This is a genomic window from Saccharopolyspora antimicrobica, assembly GCF_003635025.1.
In the GTDB taxonomy this organism is placed as follows: Bacteria; Actinomycetota; Actinomycetes; order Mycobacteriales; family Pseudonocardiaceae; genus Saccharopolyspora; species Saccharopolyspora antimicrobica.
Genome location: NZ_RBXX01000002.1, coordinates 371,133 through 392,201, shown reverse-complemented (window position 1 = coordinate 392,201; position 21,069 = coordinate 371,133). Strand labels below are relative to the sequence as shown.

The window sequence follows — 21,069 nt, the reverse complement described above, 5'->3', positions numbered from 1 at the left end:
GCGCGCGCAGTTGCAGGAGAAGATCCGTGCGGCTCTCTGGAGCTCTCGCTGACTGCGTTCGCGTCGAGAAGGTCCTGCCGAGGAGTCGAGAAGTGAATGCGCGAAGTAGATCGGGCTGGTCTTGCGCGGGCGGCCGACCCGGCGGCGGTGTTCCCGAAAATGGCAGCAAAGCTTTTTGAATCAGCAGTGCGGGCGCAAAGTCCGCTGTGGAGGTTGTGACATGGGTGAAACGACGAGTAGGGCAGCAAAATCCGCCGAACACGACGTGGTGATCACCGGCGGAGGAGCGGCCGGACTGAGTGCGGCTTTGGTGCTAGGCCGGGCGCGCCGCCGCGTGGCGGTGGTCGACGGTGGGCAGCCGCGCAACGCCCTGGCCGAGCACATGCAGGGATTCCTGTCTCGGGACGGGCTCCCGCCGTCGGAGTTGCTGGAGATCGGTTGCGCGGAGGTCGCCGAGTACGGGGTGGAGTTCGTCGATGGTCAGGTAGTGCACATCGAGCGTGGCGGGAACGGTTTCTCGGTGCGGCTGGCCGATGGGGCGGTGCTGTCAGCTCGTCGGCTGGTGGTGGCGACGGGATTGCGCGACGAGTTGCCGGAGATCCCGGGCGTGGCCGAGCGCTGGGGCAGGGACCTGCTGCACTGCCCGTACTGCCACGGCTATGAGGTCCGTGACCGGGCGATCGGCGTGCTGGGCACCGGACCGGCCGCAGTGCACCAGGCCCTGCTGCTGCGGCAGTGGTCCGACGACGTCGTGCTGTTCCCGCAGGCTTTGGCGTTGACCGACGACGAGCGCGAGCAGTTGGCCGCCTGTGGCGTGCACCTGATCGAGGGCCAGGTCAAGCAGCTGGTGGTAGCCGATGACCGACTGCGCGGGATCGAGCTGATCGAAGGGCACGTCGCACCCCGCGATGTTGCCTTCGTCTTCCCGCGCATGCTGCCCCGAGACGCCCTGTTGACGGAACTGGGCTGCGAGAAGGACGAAAAGGGCTGGGTGGTCACCGACCGCACGGGGTGTACCAGCGTCCCGGGAGTCTGGGCGGTGGGCAACGTCGCCGACCCGCGCGCGCTGGTCATTACCGCGGCGGGCATGGGTGCGGCGGCGGCTTTCGCCATCAACAGCGATTTGCTGGACGAGGACGTCGCCCGGGCCGTCGACGACCACCGGGGTTCGGAAGCCGAATCCCTCACTTCTGTGCGCTAGATCGATAAGTTGATCGCCTTGCCGATGGAGTGATCCGTCAGGCCGAAGACGACCCGGGAACCGGGCACCTCCGCCAACGCGATCTCAATCTTGCAATGCCCGGTTCCGGAACTGACAGAGTGCTTGGAGATGCGAATGATCCAGGGAAGCCGGAGAGCATTCCTCATTGGAGCCTCCGCGGCGGCAATGGCGGTGGTTGCGGGGAGCGCGACAGCGTGCTCGACGACAGGTGGCGGTGGCGACTCGAACTACGGCGGAGAAATTCCACCACTGCCGGCTCCCCTCAAGAACGAGCTGCAGCAGCTGGCCGATTCAAGAAATATCATGGGTTGCAGTGTTTCGGCGGTAACGCGAGATCGGACGGTTTACGCCGATGCGTGGGGCACCGCGCGGGCCGGGCAGCCGATGACCACGCGCAGCACCCTGAACATCGGGTCGGTGAGCAAGACGGTGACTGCCACAGCTGTCCTGCAGCTGGTCGCGTCGGGCCGCCTGGCAATGGAAACCGATGTGAACGACGTGCTCGCGCACAGCAAGATCTACGGTCCGCGCAGTGTCCGCAGCCCACATCATCCCGACGTACCGATCAGGGTCGGGCATCTGCTCACCCATCTGACGCCGATCACGAGCCCGATCGAGCCTGGGCCATACGGCTATTCCTATCGGGCGGGAGAGGTGCCGGACCCGGCCGAGATGGGCCGTTGGCTCCATGACTTCCTGACGCCCGCGCCGCGTGGATGGACCTACGATGCCGAGCGGAACTTCCTCAAAACCGTTCCTGGTGAGGCACATCAGTACTCCGACATCGCCTACGACCTCGCCGCTCATATCGTCCAAGCTGTGACGGGGCAATATTTTTCGGATTATTGCCGTGACTTCGTGCTCCGCCCCGCCGGTATGAACCGTTCCGACTTCAACCGGGACCAGCTGCCGGTTTCCGATCGGGCACATCCACACGCCTGGTTCGTCGATGGTGTGAAACAGGGAATGTGGCCGGACTATCGGAATCTGATTCCGCAGAGCATCCCGGATGACTTCACCGGCCACGCCGAGTACGCGCCGTACACCTCGTGCCTGGTTGCCGACGGCGGACTGCGGTCGAATGCCATTGACCTGGCACGGTGGGCGCGACTGTGGCTGGGTGAAGGAACCATCGATGGCAAGCAGGTCCTGCCGCGACACATTGCCTCGGCGGCGCTCGCGAATCAGGTTCCGGAGCGGATCCTCGCCAGTTCAGAGGCGCCTCTGCCCTTCATTTCACAGGGATACGTCTGGCACCGGCTACGGGGAGACAGCGAGGGGGTGTGGCAGCACGCGGGCAGCGAGTTCGGGACGGCCACCTACGTGATGCTCGATACGAAGCGTGGCGTCGGTGCCGCAGTCGTGTGCAACACCGAGGTCGCGATCGATGCTGATCCCCGCGTGCAGATGTTGCAGCGGCTGCTCGATGCCGCTGCGCGAGCTTAGCGGGTACAACACCGTCGCCAGCAGAATGAAACAGCGTTCGATACCGGCATCCGCCCCCGCACGCCCACCAACAGACGCGGGAGCGGTCAAGCGCCCGCACCCACAAGCACGCTCCGAACGCCCAGCTCGAACCCGTCCAAGGGACTCCGCCGGCGGAGTCCCTTGGACCACGGCTGACCGACCGTCGTCAGGGCAGCGGGCGGTCGGCGATCAGGTCGAGGAGCGTTTCCGCCGCTTGGGCGTCGGTGATCAGGGTGTTCACCACTCCTGAGCGCAGGACCGCGTCGATCGCTCGGGCTTTCGGGACCGTGTAGCCCAGGGCGATCACCTCGGGGATCTGGCGGAGCTGTTCGTGCTCGATCGCCAGGACGTGGTGGGCCAGGCCGGTCGACATCGCGTTGCCGTCCGCGTCGAACAGGCGGGCCGCGATCTCCGCCGTCGCCCCGCGCTCATGGATCGCGTCGCGCTCCGGCTGGGCGAGAGCGTCGTAGACCGTCGACTCGTCGGGGCGCCAGGCGCCGATGCTGACCACCGCCTTGGTCAGGTGGCGGAACTGCTCGAAGGTCTCGGCGATGCCCGGCTGGTTGCGCAGGATCTCCGTGGTGCGGCGGTCCGGCAGCACCAGCGGGCCGTAGATCGGGTACGCGGGGCCGCCGGAGATGTCGGCCAGCCGGCCCACCGTCTCCACCGACCTGTCGCGCATGTCCATGCCCGCCTGCACGCCGCACAGCTGAACCACCGGGCACTTCGGCAACGTGTGGACGGCATCGGCCATCGCGTTGACCGAACGTGCCCACGACAGGCCGAGCACGTCGTCGGAGGTGGTCGTTTCAGCCAGCAGATCAGCCGCCAGCGCGCCGATGCGACGGCGCAGCACCGGTCGCTCGGCCTTGGACTGCGCTCGATTGAGCACCAGCACGCGGCGCAGCCGGTAGCTGGTGCGGACCGCCTCCGACAGTCCCAGGTCGATCGGCACCGGCAGGTCGAACTCGACCCGGACCAGGCCCGTTTCCTGCGCGGCAGTGAGGATCCTGGCCACTTTGAAGCGGCTGATCCCGTGCTCCTGGGCGATCTCCATCTTGGTCCGGCCCTGGACGAAGAACCGGTGCGCGATGGAGGCCGCCGTGATGGTGTCGGTCAGCCGCACCCGGGGCTCGCTAGTGCTCATATGAGCATCCTAAAGGGGAAATGTTGACGTAACACGCGAGATCATCCTTGAATGCTCCGCGAGTTACCAGAACGATCGGCCCACGATGCTCATATGAGCGGGGCCAGTGGAAGGGGTGTCATGCGCGCCGCGATCATCGATCAGCCCGGCTCCATCAGGGTGGGCGAGGTGCCCGACCCGAAACCGGGCGACGGTCAGCTGGTGATCAAGGTCGGTGCGTGCGGCATCTGCGGCACCGACCTGCACATCGCCGACGGGCACTTCCCGCCCACGCCCTACCCGATCGTGCCGGGCCACGAGTTCGCCGGTGAGGTCGTCGAGCTCGGCACCGAGGTGCCGGGCGACTGGAAGGTCGGCGACCGGGTCGCCGTCGACCCTTCGCTGTTCTGCGGCTACTGCACGCCCTGCCGCTCGGGCCACGGCAACCTCTGCGCGAACTGGAACGCCACCGGCGACACCGTCGACGGCGCCTTCGCCGAGTACGTGGTGATCCCCGCCAACACCGCCTACCGGATGCCCGACTCCATGACCTGGGAGCAGGGCGCGCTGGTCGAGCCGGTGTCCTGCGCGGTGCACGGCGTGCGCCAGATCGGTGTCGAAGCGGGGGAGAAGTTCCTCGTGGTCGGCGCGGGCACGATGGGCCTGCTGATGCAGCAGCTGCTCCAGCGCGGCGGCGCGCAGGTCTCGGTGGTCGACCGCAACGCGGCACGGCTGGAACGCGCCACGAAGCTCGGCGCGGTCGCGGTGAGCACCGACGTCGCCGAACTCGACCAGCGCTTCGACGCCGCCGTGGACTGCACCGGGGCCGCGCCCGCGATCGAGGCCGCCTTCGACTCGCTGCGCCGCGGCGGGCGGCTGCTGGTGTTCGGCGTCGCCCCGGCCGAAGCGCGGATCTCCCTGTCGCCGTTCCGCATCTACAACGACGAGATCAAGATCGTCGGCTCGATGGCGGTGCTGCACAGCTACGGCGCGGCACTGGAGCTGGTCGCCTCCGGCGCCGTCGACACCGACTCGCTGCTCACCGACACGTTGCCGCTGGAGGAGTTCCCCGCCGCGCTCGACCTGATGCGCAGCGGTGCCGGGCTGAAGGTTCAGGTCCTGCCGGGAGGCGTGAATGCGAAGTAGAGCCAAGCTGGCCGTGCTCGCGGTCGTCGCGATGCTGCTCAGCGGCTGCGCGGGCGCGGGAGCGCTGGGCGCGGGCGGCCGGACGCTGGTCGTGGCGATCGTGTCCAACCCGCAGATGGAGGACGCCATCGCGCTGTCCGACCAGTTTGAGCGGGACAACCCGGGCATCAAGCTGAAGTTCGTGCAGCTGCCGGAGAACCAGGCGCGCGCGAAGATCACCGCGTCGACCGCCACCGAGGGCGGCGAGTTCGACGTGGTGATGATCAGCAACTACGAGACCCCGCAGTGGGCGGCGAACGGCTGGCTGGAGAACCTGCAGCCCTACATCGACGCCAGCGAGGGATACGACGCCGACGACTTCATCCCCAGCATCCGCGACTCGCTGTCGCACGAGGGCTCGATGTACGCGGTGCCGTTCTACGGCGAGTCGTCGTTCGTGGCCTACCGCAAGGACCTTTTCGCCCAGGCCGGGCTGACCATGCCGGAACGGCCCACCTGGGAGCAGATCGCCGAGTTCGCCGCGCGCCTGGACAACAAGGCAGCGGGCGTGGCCGGGATCTGCCTGCGCGGCAAGCCGGGCTGGGGCGAGAGCCTCGCCCCGTTCTCCACGGTGGCCAACACCTTCGGCGCCCGCTGGTTCGACGAGAACTGGAACGCCCAGCTGACGTCGCCGGAGTTCCGCGCCGCCGCGGAGTTCTACGTCGGCCTGGTGCGCGACCACGGCGAGATCGGCGCCTCCAGCGCGGGCTTCACCGAGTGCGGCACGCGCTACGGCCAGGGCGAAGCGGCGATGTGGTACGACGCGACGGTCATGGCGGGCACCAACGAGGACCCGGCCAGCAGCGAGGTCGTCGGCAAGTCCGGCTACGTGGCCGCCCCGGTGATGCGCACCGAGACCAGCGGCTGGCTCTACACCTGGTCGCTGGCCATGCCGAAGGTCGCCCAGGACAAGGACGCCGCGTGGCGGTTCATGCGCTGGATGACCGACAAGGACTTCGTCCGCACCGTGGGCACCACGTTCGGCTGGAACCGGGTGCCGCCGGGCTGCCGGCTGTCGACCTACCAGATCCCGGAGTACCAGCAGGCCGCGCAGGCCTACGCCCCGGCGACGCTGGCCGGCATCGACAGCGCCAACCAGCGCAACACGATGGTGAACCCGGTGCCCTACCCGGGGATCCAGTTCGTCGGCATCCCCGAGTTCCAGGACCTAGGGACGCGGGTGAGCCAGCAGCTCTCGGCGGCCGTCGCCGGGCAGATCTCGGTGGAGGAAGCGCTGCAGCAGTCCCAGGAATACGCCGAGTCCGTCGGCGCGGCTTACCGGGAGACCAGATGACGCAGACGGCCACCAAACCCACCGCAGCGCCGCCGGTTGCGACCAGGAAGCCCATCGGCAAGTGGTCGCGCGAAGCATGGCTGCGCCGCGCGCCGCTGATGCCCGCGCTGCTGTTCACCATCCTGGTCACCCAGATCCCGTTCCTGCTGACGGTGTTCTACTCGTTCCAGTCCTGGAACCTGGTGCGCCCGGGCTCCCGCCACTTCGTGGGGCTGCGCAACTACATCGACGTGTTCGCCGACAGCCAGTTCCGCGGCGCGATGTTCAACACGGTGCTGCTCACGGTGGTGTGCGTGCTGGTGGCGATGCTGCTGGGCCTCGGCCTGGCACTGCTGCTGGACCGGCAGTTCCTGGGCCGCGGCGTGGTGCGCACGCTGCTGATCACGCCGTTCCTGATCCTGCCCGCGGCCGGTGCGCTGCTGTGGAAGACGACCATGTTCGACCCGACCTACGGACTGCTGAACTTCGCCTTCGGCACCAAGATCGACTGGTTGTCGCAGTTCCCGCTGGCCTCGGTGATGGCGCAGGTCGTCTGGCAGTGGACGCCGTTCATGATGCTGCTGATCCTGGCCGGGCTGCAGGCCCAGTCCAAGGAGGTGCTGGAGGCCGCCGCGGTCGACGGCGCGGGCCGGTGGCGCACGTTCGCCTCGATCACCCTGCCGCAGCTGGGCCGCTACCTGCAGCTGGCCGTGCTGCTCGGCGCGATCTACATCGTGAACAGCTTCGACGCGATCTACCTGATGACGCAGGGCGGTCCCGGCACCGCGAGCACGAACCTGCCGTTCTACATCTACCAGCGCGCCTTCGAGGGCTTCGACGTCGGCCAGTCCTCGGCCATGGGCGTGATCGTGGTGGTGCTGACCCTGATCGTGGCGACCTTCGCGCTGCGCCTGATGTTCCGGACCTTCGGCGTTAGCGAGGTGCGATGATGCGAACCGGCAACCCCATCGGCCGCTGGGCGCTGACCGCGCTGACCTGGCTGATCGCGATCCTGTTCGTGTTCCCGGTGCTGTGGATGGTGCTCACCTCGTTCAAGCAGGAGAGCGACGCCTACACCAACCCGCCGAAGGTGGTGTTCACCCCGACGCTGGATCAGTTCGCCGGCGTGCTGGAGCGCGGATTCCTGCCGTACCTGGCGAATTCGGCGTTCGTGACGGTGACCTCCACGCTGCTCGTGCTGCTGCTGGCGGTGCCCGCGGCGTACGTGCTGTCCATCTCCGCGGTCCCCGGAACCCGTGACGCGCTGGGCTTCTTCCTGTCGACGAAGATGCTGCCGATCGTCGCGGCGATCATCCCGCTGTACGTGATCTCGCAGAACCTCAAGCTGCTGGACAACGTCTGGGCGCTGGTGGTCCTCTACACCGCGATGAACCTGCCGCTGGCGATCTGGATGATGCGCTCGTTCTTCCTGGAAGTCCCCAGGGAGATGGTCGAAGCGGGCCGCATCGACGGCGCCAAGCTGCCGACGCTGCTGTTCCGCGTGGTGCTCCCGGTGGTGGCCCCCGGCATCGCCGCCACCGCGCTGATCTGCGTGATCTTCTCCTGGACGGAGTTCTTCTACGCGGTCAACCTGACGGCGGCGCAGGCGGGCACGGTGCCGGTCTTCCTGGTCGGCTTCATCACCAGCGAAGGCCTCTACTGGGCCCAGCTGAGCGCGGCGGCCTTCCTCGCCTCCCTCCCGGTGATGATCATCGGCTGGGCGGCCCAGAACCACCTCGTCCGGGGCCTGTCCATGGGCGCGGTGAAGTAACCGCAACCCAACAGCGCCCGCCCGCCCCACCGGGCGGGCGCTTTCTCTTTGTCACCCGATCAGTCGTGGTTGCGTCGTTCGCCGACCCGCGTGAAATCGGGCAGCAGTGCGGAACACGATGATGGGGTGATGGATCATCCCGAGCGGACCGAACTTTCGCGGGTGGCCGATGACCGGTCGTCGTCGAAGCGAAGTCGGATCCGATCGAACGGAGGTTCACCACCCCTCGTTCAGGGATTCGTCCCTCCTCCGTCCGCAGGTCGCCGGTTCAGCCTCCGTAGTTCTGGGGGCCGACGGTGCTGCGGGCTTCGCTGCCCGCCGACTGCAGGGCCGGGTCGCCGGAGTCGTCGCCTCTCAGGTCGATGTACTTGGACTGGGCGACGATCACGTAGCGGTGGTCCTGGCCGATGTACTGCCACTCGTCCGCGCCGTCCACGTCCCCGTCGCACACTCCCGCGCCGCGGCCGGAGTTCGGGTCCCAGCAGCCGAGCTGCAGGTAGTCCATGGCGTCGAACTTCTCCTCCACAGCGGACGCCGTGGCGTAGTCGGCGAACGGGAAGACCCAGACCGTGGTGATGATCTGCACGTCGTCGTCGATGAAGTTGGCCACCATCATCTGCGAGCAGCCGTTCTCCGCCAGCACCGAGCGGACCTCGTCGGAGACCGAATCGGTGCATTCGTTGGTGGAGCCGGCCTCGTAGGTGTGCCGCTTGCCGGTGTCGTCGGTGAAGTCGTCCGGCATGAACGCGTCCAGGGTGAACGGGGTCCGGTCGGTCGCGGCGTCGTCGAGCGACCCGCCGTTGGAGCTCGTCTCAGCCGTCGTGGAGGCCGAGGACGATTCCGTCGGGTAGTCGTCCGACGTGGTGGTCGCGGATGACGGTGTCGGTGTGGCCTGGTGGCTGCTCGGGCCGGAACCGAGGTTGAGCACGACGATCACGATCAGCGCGACCAGCGTGGCGCCGCCGAGCACCGAACCGAGAACGATGAGCCCGACCGGAGTCGTCCTGGCCGGTGGCATGTGCGGCGGAGGGGGCGCGTGGAACTGTCCGGCCAGCGGGTGCGGTGGGGGGAACGTGGGTGGCGGTTGAGGCCCGGAGAGCGTGGCCGGGGGAAGCGTGGACGGCGGGTGTGGCGAGGAGTGCGTGGCCGGTAGGGGCGGCGATGAGAGCGTCGGCGGCGGCAATGGCGCAGGTAGCGTGCCCGACGGGGAAGGGACGACCGGCGCGGGTGCCGGGGCCGGTGCGAGGGCCTGCCCGGCCAGCGGGTCGATCTTGGTCGCGGCGATGGTCGCCGTCCGGCGCTCGTCGATCATGCTGACGACTTCCGCGGGCAGCCAGCGGGTCCGGTCGCCGGTCATGTCGGCGAGGGAGTCGAGCAGCTGCTTGGCCGTCGGCCGGTCGTCCGGGTCCTTGGCCAGGCAGGTGCTGATGATCCGGGCGAGCTCGCCCGGCAGCTGGTCGAGACCGGACAGGTCGGGTGCTTCGTGCACGACGCGGTACAGGATCGCCTGCGACTCGCCGCCGCTGAACGGTCCGCGACCGGTCGCGGCGAACACCAGCAGCGAACCCAGGGCGAACACGTCGGCGGGTGCTCCGACCGGCTCGCCCTTGGCCTGCTCAGGCGACATGAACGCGGGTGTTCCGAAGACCTCCGCGGTGTGGGTCTCGTTCACCGCTCGCGCGATGCCGAAGTCGATCACCCGCGGGCCGTCCTCGGCCAGGATCACGTTGCTGGGCTTGAGGTCGCGGTGCACCACCTCGCACGCGTGGATGGCGCCGAGCCCCTCGGCCAGGCCCGCGCCGAGCGTGCTGAGCGCCGATGGCGGCAGCGGCCCCTCCTGCTTCACGGCCTCGTGCAGCGTCGGGCCGGGGATGTAGGAGGTGACCAGCCACGGCGCATCGGCGTCGGGATCGGCGTCGACCACCTGTGCGGTGTAGAAGCCCGACACGGCGCGAGCGGCGGTGACCTCCCGCGCGAACCGGCGCCGGAAGTCCGGATCGTCGCCGAGATCCGCCCGCACCACCTTGACCGCGACCAGCCGTCCGCCGCGCGACACGCCCAGGTACACCCGGCCCATCCCGCCGCGCCCCAGGCGGTTCAGCAGGCGGTACGACCCCACCTCCGGCGGATCGTCCGGCAGCAGAGCACCCAGCAAGGACGGCCCCCTCACAACGCATCACCCCGACGAGATCACCCGTGATCATGACACCCGAAAACTCCCGGCAACCCGGATTTCCGCAGATTGCCGGGGTTCGCCGCCACCGGTCGCGAGTGGTGACCGTCACGTCGGGTAGGTGGGGGACTTGGGACGAAGGTCCTGGCCACGGAGCGTGGTTGTTCGGCATGCTGGCTGTAGTCGCCCAGTCCTGGTCGGGGCAGTCCGGGCGGCTTCCGTGCCTTTCTGCGAGGAGTACGACCATGGATGACACCCGGTTCCAGGCGTCCGAAACCACTGGTGTCGCGACGGCGGACCAGACGATGCGGACGCTGCTCGAGGCCGTGCCGGCCGCTCAGGGCGTCCCGGCGCCGCGCGATTCCGAGGAGTCCGTCGCGGGGCCCCGGCTGGTGATCAACCGGGGGCCGGACGCGGGTACCGTTTTCGCGATCGGTGGCCCGAACATCACGATCGGGCGGGATCGGGACTGCGACATCGTGGTGGACGACATGACCGTGTCGCGGGTGCACGCCGAGCTGCGGCTGCGGGACGGCAGGTACGTCGTGGTGGACGGCGGTTCGCTCAACGGCACCTACCTCAACCGGCAGCCGGTGGACATCGCCGAACTGGGCGATGGTGACGAGATCTGGATCGGGCGGGTCCGCTTCACCTTCCGCAGCGGCGACTGAGGCCGCCCGCTCCTACAGTGGGGACGTGCGTGAGCCCGGCGAGACCACCGTGTTCCTGGTCGACGACCACGAGGTCGTGCGGCTGGGGCTGGTCGACCTGCTCGACTCCGAGGAGGACCTGGTGGTGGTCGGGCAGGCTTCCTCGGTGAGCGAGGCGCTGGCCCGCGTCCCCGCGGTCCGCCCCGATGTGGCCGTGCTGGACGTGCGGCTGCCGGACGGCAACGGCGTCGAGCTGTGCCGGGAGCTGCGGTCCCGGCTGCCCGCGCTGCAGTGCCTCATGCTGACGTCGTTCAACGACAAGCAGGCCATGCTCGACGCGATGCTGGCCGGAGCCGCCGGCTACGTCGTGAAGAACATCAAGGGGATGGAGCTCGCCTCGGCCGTGCGCCGGGTCGGGGCGGGCAAGATGCTGCTCGGCGAGCAGGAGACCACCTCGCTGGTGAACAAGCTGCGCGCCGAGCTCGACGGCACCTCGAAGCTGCCGGACCTGACCGGGCAGGAGCGGATCCTGCTGGACTGCATCCGGCAGGGGATGACCAACCGGCAGATCGCCGACCGGATGTTCCTGGCCGAGAAGACCGTCAAGAACTACGTCTCCCGGCTGCTGAGCAAGCTCGGCCTGCAGAGCCGCACCCAGGCCGCCGTGCTGGCCACCCGGTTGCGCCACCACCCGGAGACGTGAGCTCGCCGGGCCGCGCGCGGCCTGTCAGAGTGGGGTGGTGAGCAGGGCGGACTCGCCAGGATCGGGGGAGCTGCGGGAGGGCGCCGCTCCGTCGCTGGTGGGCACGCTGTCCCGGCTGCGACTCAAGGAGCTGCTGGCCCAGGTCCAGGCGCGCATCGAAGAGATCGTCGGCCTGCGGGACCGGATGGACGTCCTGCTGGAAGCCGTGCTGGCCATCTCCTCCGAACTGGAGCTGGACTCGGTGCTGCGGCGCATCGTGCGCACCGCCATCGACCTGGTCGACGCCCGCTACGGCGCGATCGGCGTGCTGGCGCCCGACGGCTCGCTGAGCCGGTTCATCTACGACGGCATCGACGAGGAGACCACCCGCCGCATCGGGCACCTGCCGACCGGGCACGGCGTGCTGGGCGTGGTCATCGAGGCCGACAAACCGCTGCGGCTGGAGGAGATCGCCGGGCACCCGGCGTCGGTGGGATTCCCGCAGCACCACCCGCCGATGCGCACTTTCCTCGGCGTGCCGATCCGGGCCAGGCAGGAGACGTTCGGCCGGTTGTACCTGACCGAGAAGGTCGGCGGCGGCCAGTTCACCGAGGACGACGAGGTGGTGCTGCAGGCGCTGGCCGGGGCGGCCGGGATCGCGGTCGACAACGCGCGGCTGTTCGAGGAGGTCCGCCGCCGCGAGCGCTGGCTGGACGCCACCGGTGAGATCACCGCGGAACTGCTGGCGGGCACCGATTCCATCGACGCGCTGCAGCTGATCGCCGAACGCGCGGCCGAGCTGACGCACGCCGACTTCGCGCTGCTGGCGGTGCCCGCGCGCACCGACGACGTCGAGACCGGGGAACTGGTGGTGACGGTTTCGGCGGGAGCCGGTGTCGAGGAGCTGGTGGGACGGTCGCTGCCGGTCGACGGTTCGGTGACCGGGCAGGTGTTCCGGGAGCGGGTGCCGCGCAACGTCCCCACCCTGTCCACGATCGAGGGAGCCGCGGTGGAGCTCGGCCCGGCCCTCGCGGTGCCGATGCGCGCCGAGGGCACCATCTCCGGCGTCCTGCTGACCGTGCGGCGGGCCGGGGCGAAGCGGTTCGACGAGGAGCAGCTGCTGGTGGTGTCGTCCTTCGCCGACCAGGCCGCGCTGGCGCTGCAGTGGGCTGAAGCTCAGGCCGCGCGGCGCGAGCTGGACGTGCTGGCCGACCGCGACCGCATCGCCCGCGAGCTGCACGACCACGTCATCCAGCGGCTGTTCGCCATCGGCATGTCCATGCAGGGCACGCAGCGGCGGGCGAAGGTGCCCGACGTGGCGGGCCGGCTGACCGAGCACATCGACCAGCTGCACGAGGTCATCCAGGACCTCCGCGCCAGCATCTTCGACCTGCAGGTCGCCGCCGAGCACCCGACCGGGTTCCGCAACCGGGTGCAGCGCGTGGTCACCGACGTGGTGGGCGACAACCCGATCCGGATGACCATGCGGATGGCCGGGCCGCTGGACGTGCTGCCGCCGAGGCTGGCCGAGCACGCCGAGGCGGTGGTGCTGGAAGCGGTGAGCAACACCGTCCGGCACGCGCGTGCTTCGGAGCTGTCGGTGACCATCTCGCTGGACGACGACCTCACCATCGACGTCACCGACAACGGCGTCGGCATCGCGAGCACGATCGCGCACAGCGGACTGCACAACCTGGCCGAGCGGGCGGTGCAGATGGGCGGGCGGTGCACTGTGGACCGGCTGCCGACCGGTGGGACGCGGGTGCTGTGGACGGCGCCGCTGAGCCCCGCACCCGGCTGATCCCGGAACCGCCTGCCGGATAATCGTTTTCGCCCGGAGTGCTCGTCGTGGCAAGATCTCGCGAATGTCCGCATCGCGCGTTGAGCTGCTGCGCTGGCAGTTCGAGATGACCTGGTCGCTGTTCGAGTTCCACCTCACCGAGCTGGTGCCCGCCGACTTCCGCTGGGAACCGGCCGAGCACTGCTGGACGGTGCGGCGCGGCGCCGACGGCTGGGAACCGGACTTCGCCGAGGTGGAGCCCGACCCGATCCCGGTGCCCACGATCGCCTGGACCACCTGGCACATCGGCTGGTGGTGGGCGGTGACCCTGGACCACGCCCAGGGCAGGCCGCCGCGCGACCGCACCGATGTCGAGTGGCCGGGCGAGGACTCGGTCGTCGAGTGGTTGCGCGGGCTGCGCGCGGAGTGGTCGGCGGTGCTGGACCGGCTCACCGACGCGGAGCTGGACGCGCCCGCGCCGTTCCCGTGGCAGGACGACCCGGACAAGACCGTGGCGCACATGCTGGCATGGGTGAACGCCGAGCTGATGAAGAACGTCGCCGAGATCGGACAGCTCCGACTGCTGCGCGCCGCGGGCCGGGAGTGACCGCGCCTCACCGCCACCTGGTCAGTCCGCGCAACGTCAACGCCACCGCGACGAACACCACGATCAAACCGACGGCCCACAGCAGGTCCGGCATCGGTGCCGCCTCCCTCGCGAGTTCTCCTGCCGACACCTCCAGTAGACGCCTCCGGAGTGGGCGCGGGAAGGTCGGCCAGCGGAATCCGCACGTCGCCGGTGTCGATCGCGCCGCGGAAAATCCGTTGTCCTGATCGGTAAAGTCGGTTCCATGGACAGGACGGGCAGCACCAGCCGGGTGGCTGCGGAGGTTTTCGGCGAGCACGGGGTGGATCTCGGCGATGCCCGGCGCGGCACGGGCTGGACCAACCACACCTGGCTCGCCGACGAGCTCGTCATCCGCGTCGCGCCCGAGCCGGGTCCGGGTGACCTGCTCCGCGAGCTGAAGCTGGTCGAGCTGCTCCCGGCGGAGGTCGGATACCCGGCGATCGTCGATGCCGGCGTGCGCGACGGACACGAGTGGGTGCTCAGCCGGCGCGTGGTGGGGGAGAACCTGGACGAGATCTGGCCGACGCTGGACGACGCGGCCAGATCTCGGGCGATCGAGCAGATGTGGGAGCGCGCCCGCCACGTCCACCGCGTCGACGTCGACGCGGCCGCCCCGCACGCCCGCAGCCGCTCGCCGTTCTTCCCGGACGACCCGGCGGAGGTCGATGCTTCGTTCGAGCGGATCGTCTCGGCCGGCATGCTCACCGAACGCCAGACCAACAGCCTCCAGCAGGCGCTCGAGCGGTTCTGGGCCGCGCTGCCGATGGCGCCGCGCGCCTTGAACCACGGCGACCTGTGCGCGCCGAACACGTTGTGGCACGGGGATTCGGTCGCGGCGCTGCTGGACTTCGAATTCGCCGTCATCGCGCCCACCGCGATCGACCTCAACGAGATGGTCAAGATCGCCTTCGGGCCGGGAGATGCCGCCGAGCGCGAGCCGCTGCAGGGCGCGGTGCGCGAGATCGCCGGGTCGGCGCTGGCCGCGGCGGGTGGGCCGGACGTGCTCATCGGCTACTCGATCATGCTCGAAACCTGGATGCTGGACCAGGATCTCGCCGCGGCGGAACCGGACTTGGACGACCGAGCCAACTCGACCGCGATGCTCAGCGCCTTCGCCCAGGGCGACGGCGGGTACTTCGCCCCGATCCTGCCCTGAGAAACCGCGATCACGCGCGTGAGCGGCGGATGCGGCGGGTGAGGCTGCGGCCCAGGTTGTAGAGGACGAGCGTGATGCCCGCCCACGGCAGCACCAGCAGGAACATCCGCAGGACACCGACCACGGCCGCTGCGGCGTCGCCCGCTCCGACCGCGCTGCCCACGCCGTCCCAGTGGGTGCCCAGCGCCTGCCAGACCACGGGAAGCACGTAGGGCGCGAGCACCAGGAACCCGATGATCCAGTACGCCAGGCACGGGATCACCAGCACGACCCAGGCCGTGATCACCCAGCGGACCCAGGGCTTGAGCTCGCGGACCCGGGGATGCGGCGAACGCCCCGGCAGCATGCTGCGCAGGACCGGGCCCATCCGGTCGAACAGGTCGGGAACGCCGACCAGATCGCTCAGGATGTAGTAGCCGTCCAACCGGATCGACGGCACGAACTGCCAGACCGTCGAGACCTGCCAGGCCACCAGCGAGACGAGCAGCCAGGGCAGGCCGGTCACCGCGAAGACGGCGATCATCACCAGCATGGCGAGCACGTTGAAGTAGACGCCGCCCAGATCGGTGCGCAGACGGCCGCCCCGGCTCAGCCGGTAGGAATCGGTGACCGTGCTGTACATCGCCGGCCACACCAGGTAGATCCCCACGCCCATCGCACCCGGCCGCGCGCCGCCGTAGCGGCAGGCCGCGACGTGCCCGCACTCGTGGAACATTCCGGAGAGCACGAGCACGCCCACCACCAGCAGGATCTGCTCCGGCCGGTCGACCAGTTCCCGCGCGCCCGCCAGGAGTTGCGCGACTCCGCCCTGGACGGCGACCCAGATCTCGGCGGCGACGAAGGCCACCAGCACGAGGACGACGACCGGTGGCCAGAACAACGGCTGGAAGATCCGGGCGATGACCGCGACGACGTGCTCGGGAACCAGCGCGATGCGGAACTTCAGCGCCAGCAACCGATCCCGGCCCTTGGGCAGGGGCGCGGACCGGTCCGGTCCGGACTCGGCGACGAGGATTCCCGCGCGGCGCAACCGGTTCTCGACGAGGTAGGACACCTGCCCGGCGGTGATCTCGCGGCCCCACTCGGTGCTCAGACCGGCGGCCAGCTGCGCGTAGGTGCGTTGGCCGTCGAGCCCGGCCGCCACGAGGTAGAGCAGGTGGGAGAGCTGCAGGACCTGACCGTCGACGCGGCGGACCAGGTAGGGCGGTTCGCGGTGGCCGGAGCCCTGGTACCGGCCGATCAGCTCGGTGCCCGCGACCAGGGCGGGCACCACGAGCCGTGCGACGTCCTCGTCGGCCGCGGGCTCGCTGCGGTGCCCTTCTGCGACCATCACGACTCCTCGGAAGTGCTGACGGGTGGTGCGCCGAGCGGCTCGGCGCACCACCAGGACAGCCGGGATCAGCTCGGGTTGCCGCCGCCTTGGCCGCCGATGCCGTTGCCGCCGACGCCATCGCCGCCGATGCCGTCGCCGCCATCACCACCGTCGCCGCCATCGCCGCCGCTACCGCCATCGCCGCCGTTGCCGCCGTTGCCGCCGCCTTGGCCACCGCCGGTTCCGCCACCAGTACCGCCGTCGCCGCCGGTGACGTCACCGGTGGTCGTGACGTCGTTGTCCCCGTAGGCCTCGACGTGGGTGTGCGGGTCTGGGTCCAGGACCACGACGTCCGCGCCGTTCCACGGGAGCCAGAAGGTCGACATGACGGTGCGCGCGGGCAGGAACTCCACGCGCTGCGTCTCGATCTCTTCGGGGCTCAGCGGTCCAGAGGTTCGTGGCATCAGGTGCTCCTTCGCAAACTCAGTGAATTCACCGGAAGAACCGGAACGAGGCCACCCCCTCGAAGAACGCGCTCCAGTGGCGAGTTCCTGGCACACGGGGCAGAACGTAGGAGCACCGGGCGTGCGGTGCACCTCGAATCACCCGCTCGGGTGCGCGATCTTCCGGGTGGTCGTTCTCGGTCAGGACGTCAGGGGTTGCGGCGGCCGGTTTCGGTGCCGGTGGTGGCGAGATGACCGCCGGGGCCGCCCGCACCGCCCGTGCCGCCTGTGTCGGCGACGCCGTTGAGACCGCGCAGACCCGGGATGCCGGGCGTGATCCCGTCGCCGCCGGTTCCGCCGTCCCCGCCGTCGCCGCCCGGGCCGCTGATGGTGTGCACGGTGGCCCGGCCGCCGTCCTGGGACATGATGTTGCCGATGTTGGCGACGCCGCCGTCCCCGCCGGTGCCGCCCGTTCCACCGGCGCCTTCGACCTCGTTGTCCGCGGTCGCGGCGTCGCGGGCGCTCGGCTCGTGGCCGGTTCCGCCGTCGCCACCGCGTCCGCCGCGACCACCCTTGCCGCCCTGGACGGTGATGTCGTCGGTACCGGTGCTCACGATCGTGCCGGTCTCGCCGTTGGCCGCGCCGCCACGTCCGTTGGCCCGCTCGGTGCCACCGCCGCCGTTGCCGCCATCGCCGCCGTTCCCGCTGCGGGTGCTGGCGGTCGCATCCCCGCCGACGCCGCCGGTTCCGCCGGTTCCGCTGTCGCCGCCGATGATCGTGACGGTGTTCTCGCCCTCGCCCGGGTAGATGTGGCCGAGGTTCCCGGTTCCACCGTCACCGGCGTTGCCGCCCCGGCCGCCGCGGGAATCGGCGGGATCGGTGGTGCCCGTGCCTCCGTCGCCGCCCACACCGCCGTTGCCGCCCCTGCCGCCGGTGACGGTGATCGTGTTGTTCCCGGCGCCGCCGTTGATCACGCCGGTCTCGGTCACCCCGGGCCCGCCGGTGCCGCCGTGGCCACCGACCCCCGCGCTGCCGCCGGCCCGCGCGCTGGGACCGGTCGCGCCGTTGGTCCCGGCCGCGCCGCCGGTGCTGCCGCCGTTCTTGCCCCCGTTCTCACCGTTCCTGGTGTCGCCGCTGCGGCCGTCGAGGTGCCCGTTGCCGCCCTTGCCGCCGTCACCGCCCGCGCGGCCGGTGACGATGATCAGGTCGTCCCCGGCGCCCGCGTTGACGGTGCCCGCCACGGCCCCGTTGAGGTAGAAGCGGTCGTTGCCGTCGCTGCCGTCGAGCGTGGTGCCCTCCGGGACGCCGCGTTCGCAGACGACGTCCACCCCGGAGCCGTTCGAGGTCTGCGTGCAGGACGGCGGTGCTGCCTGGGCGGCCGGGACCGCGGCGATGCTGAAGGTGACGGCGAGCATGGCGGCGCTCGGCAGCGGCCACCAGTGCTGGACCTGCCGGATCGGACCGCCGCTAGCGGTCCGAGGTGGGCGATTGCGCATCGGCACTACTCCTTACCCGGGATGATTTCGGCTGGGCCAAACAGCGCGGGAGTCTAGGCCGAGTGGATCAGCGGTGGTGGTATCCGAGCGGGCGACGTTGGGGGATTCGGGTGCGGACCACCCGAATCGGTGGTTGCCCGCCCGGCCCGGCGCCGGAGCGGTCCCGGGACGCATTCGCCCGGGCGCCGTGACGTCGAATTCCGGTGCGTGCGCCGTTCGGTTCTTTTTCCGGGGAGCGGTTTTCTCCGCAATTCGCGGTAGGGCGTCTAACCGTTCCGGTTGTTGCGGGTGAATCTTCGAAGTAGGCTCTGAGCAGGCATTTTCTGCCGAGTTGCGGATGTTGGTTGTTTTCGGACTGCGCTGGTTCTCGGGGGCATTTACCCTCCGAATCGGTGCCGGTGAATTTGGGGGCGTTGGATGGGGGATCTGGGTTTTCGGCCTTGTCCGGCATCGATCTCCGGCTGCATTCCGAGCCCGTTCCGACTGGGGAGGACGAAAGTGATCGATGAAACTGAACCGGTGAGCTTCGAAGAGCTGGGCGACCAGCGCCTTGAGTTCCTGCCGCCGCGCACGGTCATGTCGACGCTGTTCCAGGCCGGCGGCTGGGACGGCGTCGTGATCGAGGGCGGTTCCGGAGGTACCGGTGGCGGCACAGGTGGCGGCACCGGCGGTGGTGACGGCGGTGACGGTGGCGACGGCAACCTGGGCGGCCACGGCGGTCACGGCGGTCACGGTGGCTTCGGCTACGGCGGCTTCGGAATCGGTGGTCCGGGCATCGGTGGCGACGGCGGGCCGTTCTTCGGCTGGTGATCTGCCTTGACGTCGCTCCTCCGCGGGTAGGCCTGAGAGGTCCGCTGAACGCGCTCCGATGGCCAAGGGGGATCTGATGTTCGAACCGAGACGGCAGCTCAGCACGGCGGAGCTCGAAGAACTGGGCTTCGTCGAGTTCCTGCCGCCGCGCACGGTCATGTCGACGTTGCCGGCCCAAGCCGCCGACTGGGGCGGAGTCGTGGTCGAGGGCGCCGATGGCGGCGACGGCGGTGGCACAGGCGGTGGCACCGGCGGCGGCGACGGTGGTGACGGCGGCGACGGCACCGAAGGCGGCGGCGTCGGTGGCGATGGTGGCACCGGCGGCGACGGAGTCGGCGGTGCGGGCATCGGTGGGGCCGGTGTCGGTGGTGACGGCGGGCCGATGGTCGGCGGCTGACCCGGCTCCGCGGATGAGAACGGGCTGTCCGGATCTTCCGGGCAGCCCGTTCCTCGTGCCCGCAGCCGGTGGGCGCCCGCTTGTGCGTTCGTCCAACGGGAGCGACCGGCGTTGGAGCTTCGGTCGATTCCGCACCGGAGCCCGGTGGCGCAGTCTTTGCTGATCAGCGCACGGGGTCGGGGAGGACGGGCCGATGGGCGAAGCGCCGGCGTTCAAGCGGGTGGAGACCAACGGCGTCGAGCGCATCCCCGACGCTGAGCGCACGGCGCGGCCGCTCGACCTGTTCCGGCTGTGCTTCGGCGGCGCGAACACGTTCTCCACGGCGGTGCTCGGCGCGTTCCCGATCCTGTTCGGGCTGTCGTTCTGGCAGGGACTCGCCGCCACCGCGCTGGGGCTGGTGGCGGGTGCGCTCGTGCTGTGCCCGATGGCGGTGTTCGGCACGGTCAACGGCACCAACAACGCGGTCTCGTCCTCGGCGCACCTGGGCGTGCACGGGCGCGTCGTCGGATCGTTCCTGTCTTTGCTGACCGCGGTCACGTTCTTCGCGATCTCGGTGTGGAGCTCCGGGGACGCCCTGGTCGGCTCCGCGCTGATCGTGCTGGCCAACCCGATGTCCTTCGGGGCGTTCCTCGGCGACTGGTCGCGCTATATCCCCTCGACCACGCCGCGCGCCCGCGTGGTGGCAGCGGCGCTGCTCGCGCAGCTGTCGACCATCGTCCCGTTCGGGTTCGGGCTGATCACCGCCACGGTGATCGCCGGATCCGCGCCGGAGTACCTGGCCGGTGACGCCCCGAACTACGTCGGCGGGCTGCTCGCGGTGTCGCCGGGCTGGTACTTCGGGCCGCTGTGCCTGATCGCGCTCATCGGCGGCCTGTCGACCGGCACCACCGCGCTGTACGGCACCGGCCTGGACTTCTCCAGCGTGTTCCCCCGCTTCTCGCGGGTGCGGGCGACGGTGCTGGTGGGCGTGCTGTCCATCGGGCTGATCTTCGTCGGCCGCTTCGGCTTCAACCTGGTGCAGAGCATCTCCACCTTCGCCGCGCTGATCGTGACCTGCACCGGGCCGTGGATGGTCGTGATGATCCTCGCAGGTGTTCAACCGGCGGCAGCGGGGCGGGCGCTACTGGTTCCACCACGGCTGGAACTGGCGCGGCATGACCGCGTGGCTGCTGTCGGCCGGTGTCGCGCTGCTGTTCGTCAACATCCCGGGCCAGCTGGTCGGGCCGCTCGGCGAGCTGGCGGGCGGGATGGACATCAGCCTGCCGCTGTCCCTGGTGCTCGCGGCGGTCGGCTATCTCGGTTTGCTCCGGGCGTTCCCCGAGCCCCGCGACGTGTTCGGCCCGGACGGACCCCGCTGGGTGCCCTGCGCCGACACCCCGGTACCGCCGATCGTGGCGGAACCCGTCCCGTGATCGGCCTTGAGGTGGGAAGCTCGCGCCCGGTGAACGAGAAGACTGCCGACGTGTGACCGCCCGGTCGCCCGAGCGCGTGGCGCGGC

Annotated in this window: 20 protein-coding genes; 14 read left to right on the top strand and 6 right to left on the bottom strand. The window is 69.9% G+C overall.

What is annotated here, in order from left to right; genetic code table 11:
• The first annotated feature begins 220 nt into the window (after positions 1–220).
• Positions 221–1,201: an NAD(P)/FAD-dependent oxidoreductase gene (locus tag ATL45_RS02385; protein WP_093156244.1), complete on the top strand. Its 981-nt coding sequence runs from the start codon at positions 221–223 to the stop codon at positions 1,199–1,201.
• Positions 1,202–1,336: 135 nt separating this feature from the next.
• Positions 1,337–2,668 (top strand): serine hydrolase domain-containing protein, encoded by a 1,332-nt coding sequence (locus ATL45_RS02380; protein WP_170210141.1) that lies wholly within the window; start codon positions 1,337–1,339, stop codon positions 2,666–2,668.
• A 187-nt stretch (positions 2,669–2,855) separates the two neighbouring features.
• On the opposite strand, the gene ATL45_RS02375 is transcribed toward ATL45_RS02380, so the two are convergent.
• Positions 2,856–3,836 (bottom strand): sugar-binding transcriptional regulator, encoded by a 981-nt coding sequence (locus ATL45_RS02375; RefSeq protein WP_093156240.1) that lies wholly within the window; start codon positions 3,834–3,836, stop codon positions 2,856–2,858.
• A gap of 120 nt (positions 3,837–3,956) precedes the next feature.
• On the opposite strand from ATL45_RS02375, the gene ATL45_RS02370 reads away from it, so the two are divergent.
• From ATL45_RS02370 to ATL45_RS02355, 4 genes are read left to right on the top strand one after another with little or no spacing between them, the layout of a single operon-like run.
• A complete protein-coding gene (locus ATL45_RS02370; protein ID WP_093156239.1) occupies positions 3,957–4,961 on the top strand; it encodes a zinc-dependent alcohol dehydrogenase family protein in 1,005 nt (334 codons plus the stop codon).
• Positions 4,951–6,294, top strand: coding sequence for an ABC transporter substrate-binding protein (locus ATL45_RS02365; protein WP_093156237.1), 1,344 nt, complete (start codon positions 4,951–4,953; stop codon positions 6,292–6,294). The genes ATL45_RS02370 and ATL45_RS02365 overlap by 11 nt, the downstream gene beginning before the upstream one ends.
• A complete protein-coding gene (locus tag ATL45_RS02360) occupies positions 6,291–7,223 on the top strand; it encodes a carbohydrate ABC transporter permease (protein WP_093156236.1) in 933 nt (310 codons plus the stop codon). The genes ATL45_RS02365 and ATL45_RS02360 overlap by 4 nt, the downstream gene beginning before the upstream one ends.
• Positions 7,220–8,044, top strand: coding sequence for a carbohydrate ABC transporter permease (locus ATL45_RS02355; RefSeq protein ID WP_093156234.1), 825 nt, complete (start codon positions 7,220–7,222; stop codon positions 8,042–8,044). Before ATL45_RS02360 ends, ATL45_RS02355 begins: the two co-directional genes overlap by 4 nt.
• Before the next feature lie 268 nt (positions 8,045–8,312).
• Here the strand turns inward: ATL45_RS02355 and ATL45_RS02350 are convergent, their stop codons facing one another.
• Entirely contained in the window at positions 8,313–10,199 is a 1,887-nt protein-coding gene (locus tag ATL45_RS02350; RefSeq protein WP_093156233.1) for a serine/threonine-protein kinase, read from the bottom strand.
• Positions 10,200–10,462: 263 nt separating this feature from the next.
• Between ATL45_RS02350 and ATL45_RS02345 the strand changes: the two genes are divergently transcribed.
• The 4 genes from ATL45_RS02345 (at position 10,463) to ATL45_RS02330 (ending at position 13,936) form a co-directional block, all read left to right on the top strand.
• Positions 10,463–10,888 (top strand): FHA domain-containing protein, encoded by a 426-nt coding sequence (locus tag ATL45_RS02345; protein WP_246025127.1) that lies wholly within the window; start codon positions 10,463–10,465, stop codon positions 10,886–10,888.
• Between the two features lie 25 nt (positions 10,889–10,913).
• Positions 10,914–11,570, top strand: a complete 657-nt coding sequence (locus ATL45_RS02340) for a response regulator (protein ID WP_281276000.1) — start codon at positions 10,914–10,916, stop codon at positions 11,568–11,570.
• Positions 11,571–11,607: 37 nt separating this feature from the next.
• Positions 11,608–13,350: a sensor histidine kinase gene (locus tag ATL45_RS02335; protein WP_281275999.1), complete on the top strand. Its 1,743-nt coding sequence runs from the start codon at positions 11,608–11,610 to the stop codon at positions 13,348–13,350.
• A gap of 64 nt (positions 13,351–13,414) precedes the next feature.
• Complete coding sequence (locus ATL45_RS02330) at positions 13,415–13,936, top strand: DinB family protein (protein ID WP_093156229.1); 522 nt, start codon at positions 13,415–13,417, stop codon at positions 13,934–13,936.
• Between the two features lie 7 nt (positions 13,937–13,943).
• On the opposite strand, the gene ATL45_RS39935 is transcribed toward ATL45_RS02330, so the two are convergent.
• Positions 13,944–14,066 carry a hypothetical protein gene (locus tag ATL45_RS39935; RefSeq protein ID WP_256258523.1) on the bottom strand — a complete coding sequence of 41 codons (123 nt, stop codon included), beginning with the start codon at positions 14,064–14,066 and terminating at the stop codon, positions 13,944–13,946.
• Positions 14,067–14,180: 114 nt separating this feature from the next.
• Here ATL45_RS39935 and ATL45_RS02325 point away from each other — a divergent pair, with 114 nt between their 5' ends.
• On the top strand, positions 14,181–15,113 hold the full coding sequence (locus ATL45_RS02325) for a phosphotransferase family protein (protein WP_093156228.1): 933 nt from the start codon (positions 14,181–14,183) through the stop codon (positions 15,111–15,113).
• A 10-nt stretch (positions 15,114–15,123) separates the two neighbouring features.
• On the opposite strand, the gene ATL45_RS02320 is transcribed toward ATL45_RS02325, so the two are convergent.
• The 3 genes from ATL45_RS02320 to ATL45_RS38680 all read right to left on the bottom strand — a co-directional run bounded on the left by ATL45_RS02320 (position 15,124) and on the right by ATL45_RS38680 (position 18,364).
• Positions 15,124–16,443, bottom strand: coding sequence for a hypothetical protein (locus ATL45_RS02320; protein ID WP_177242031.1), 1,320 nt, complete (start codon positions 16,441–16,443; stop codon positions 15,124–15,126).
• Between the two features lie 68 nt (positions 16,444–16,511).
• Complete coding sequence (locus ATL45_RS02315; protein WP_177242030.1) at positions 16,512–16,889, bottom strand: hypothetical protein; 378 nt, start codon at positions 16,887–16,889, stop codon at positions 16,512–16,514.
• A gap of 188 nt (positions 16,890–17,077) precedes the next feature.
• Positions 17,078–18,364 carry a hypothetical protein gene (locus tag ATL45_RS38680; protein WP_170210140.1) on the bottom strand — a complete coding sequence of 429 codons (1,287 nt, stop codon included), beginning with the start codon at positions 18,362–18,364 and terminating at the stop codon, positions 17,078–17,080.
• Between the two features lie 498 nt (positions 18,365–18,862).
• On the opposite strand from ATL45_RS38680, the gene ATL45_RS02300 reads away from it, so the two are divergent.
• The 3 genes from ATL45_RS02300 to ATL45_RS02290 all read left to right on the top strand — a co-directional run bounded on the left by ATL45_RS02300 (position 18,863) and on the right by ATL45_RS02290 (position 21,039).
• Positions 18,863–19,174 (top strand): hypothetical protein, encoded by a 312-nt coding sequence (locus ATL45_RS02300; protein WP_246025126.1) that lies wholly within the window; start codon positions 18,863–18,865, stop codon positions 19,172–19,174.
• A 76-nt stretch (positions 19,175–19,250) separates the two neighbouring features.
• Positions 19,251–19,571 (top strand): hypothetical protein, encoded by a 321-nt coding sequence (locus ATL45_RS02295; RefSeq protein ID WP_093156323.1) that lies wholly within the window; start codon positions 19,251–19,253, stop codon positions 19,569–19,571.
• Between the two features lie 193 nt (positions 19,572–19,764).
• Positions 19,765–21,039: a purine-cytosine permease family protein gene (locus ATL45_RS02290; protein WP_439332435.1), complete on the top strand. Its 1,275-nt coding sequence runs from the start codon at positions 19,765–19,767 to the stop codon at positions 21,037–21,039.
• The last annotated feature ends 30 nt before the right edge of the window (positions 21,040–21,069 follow it).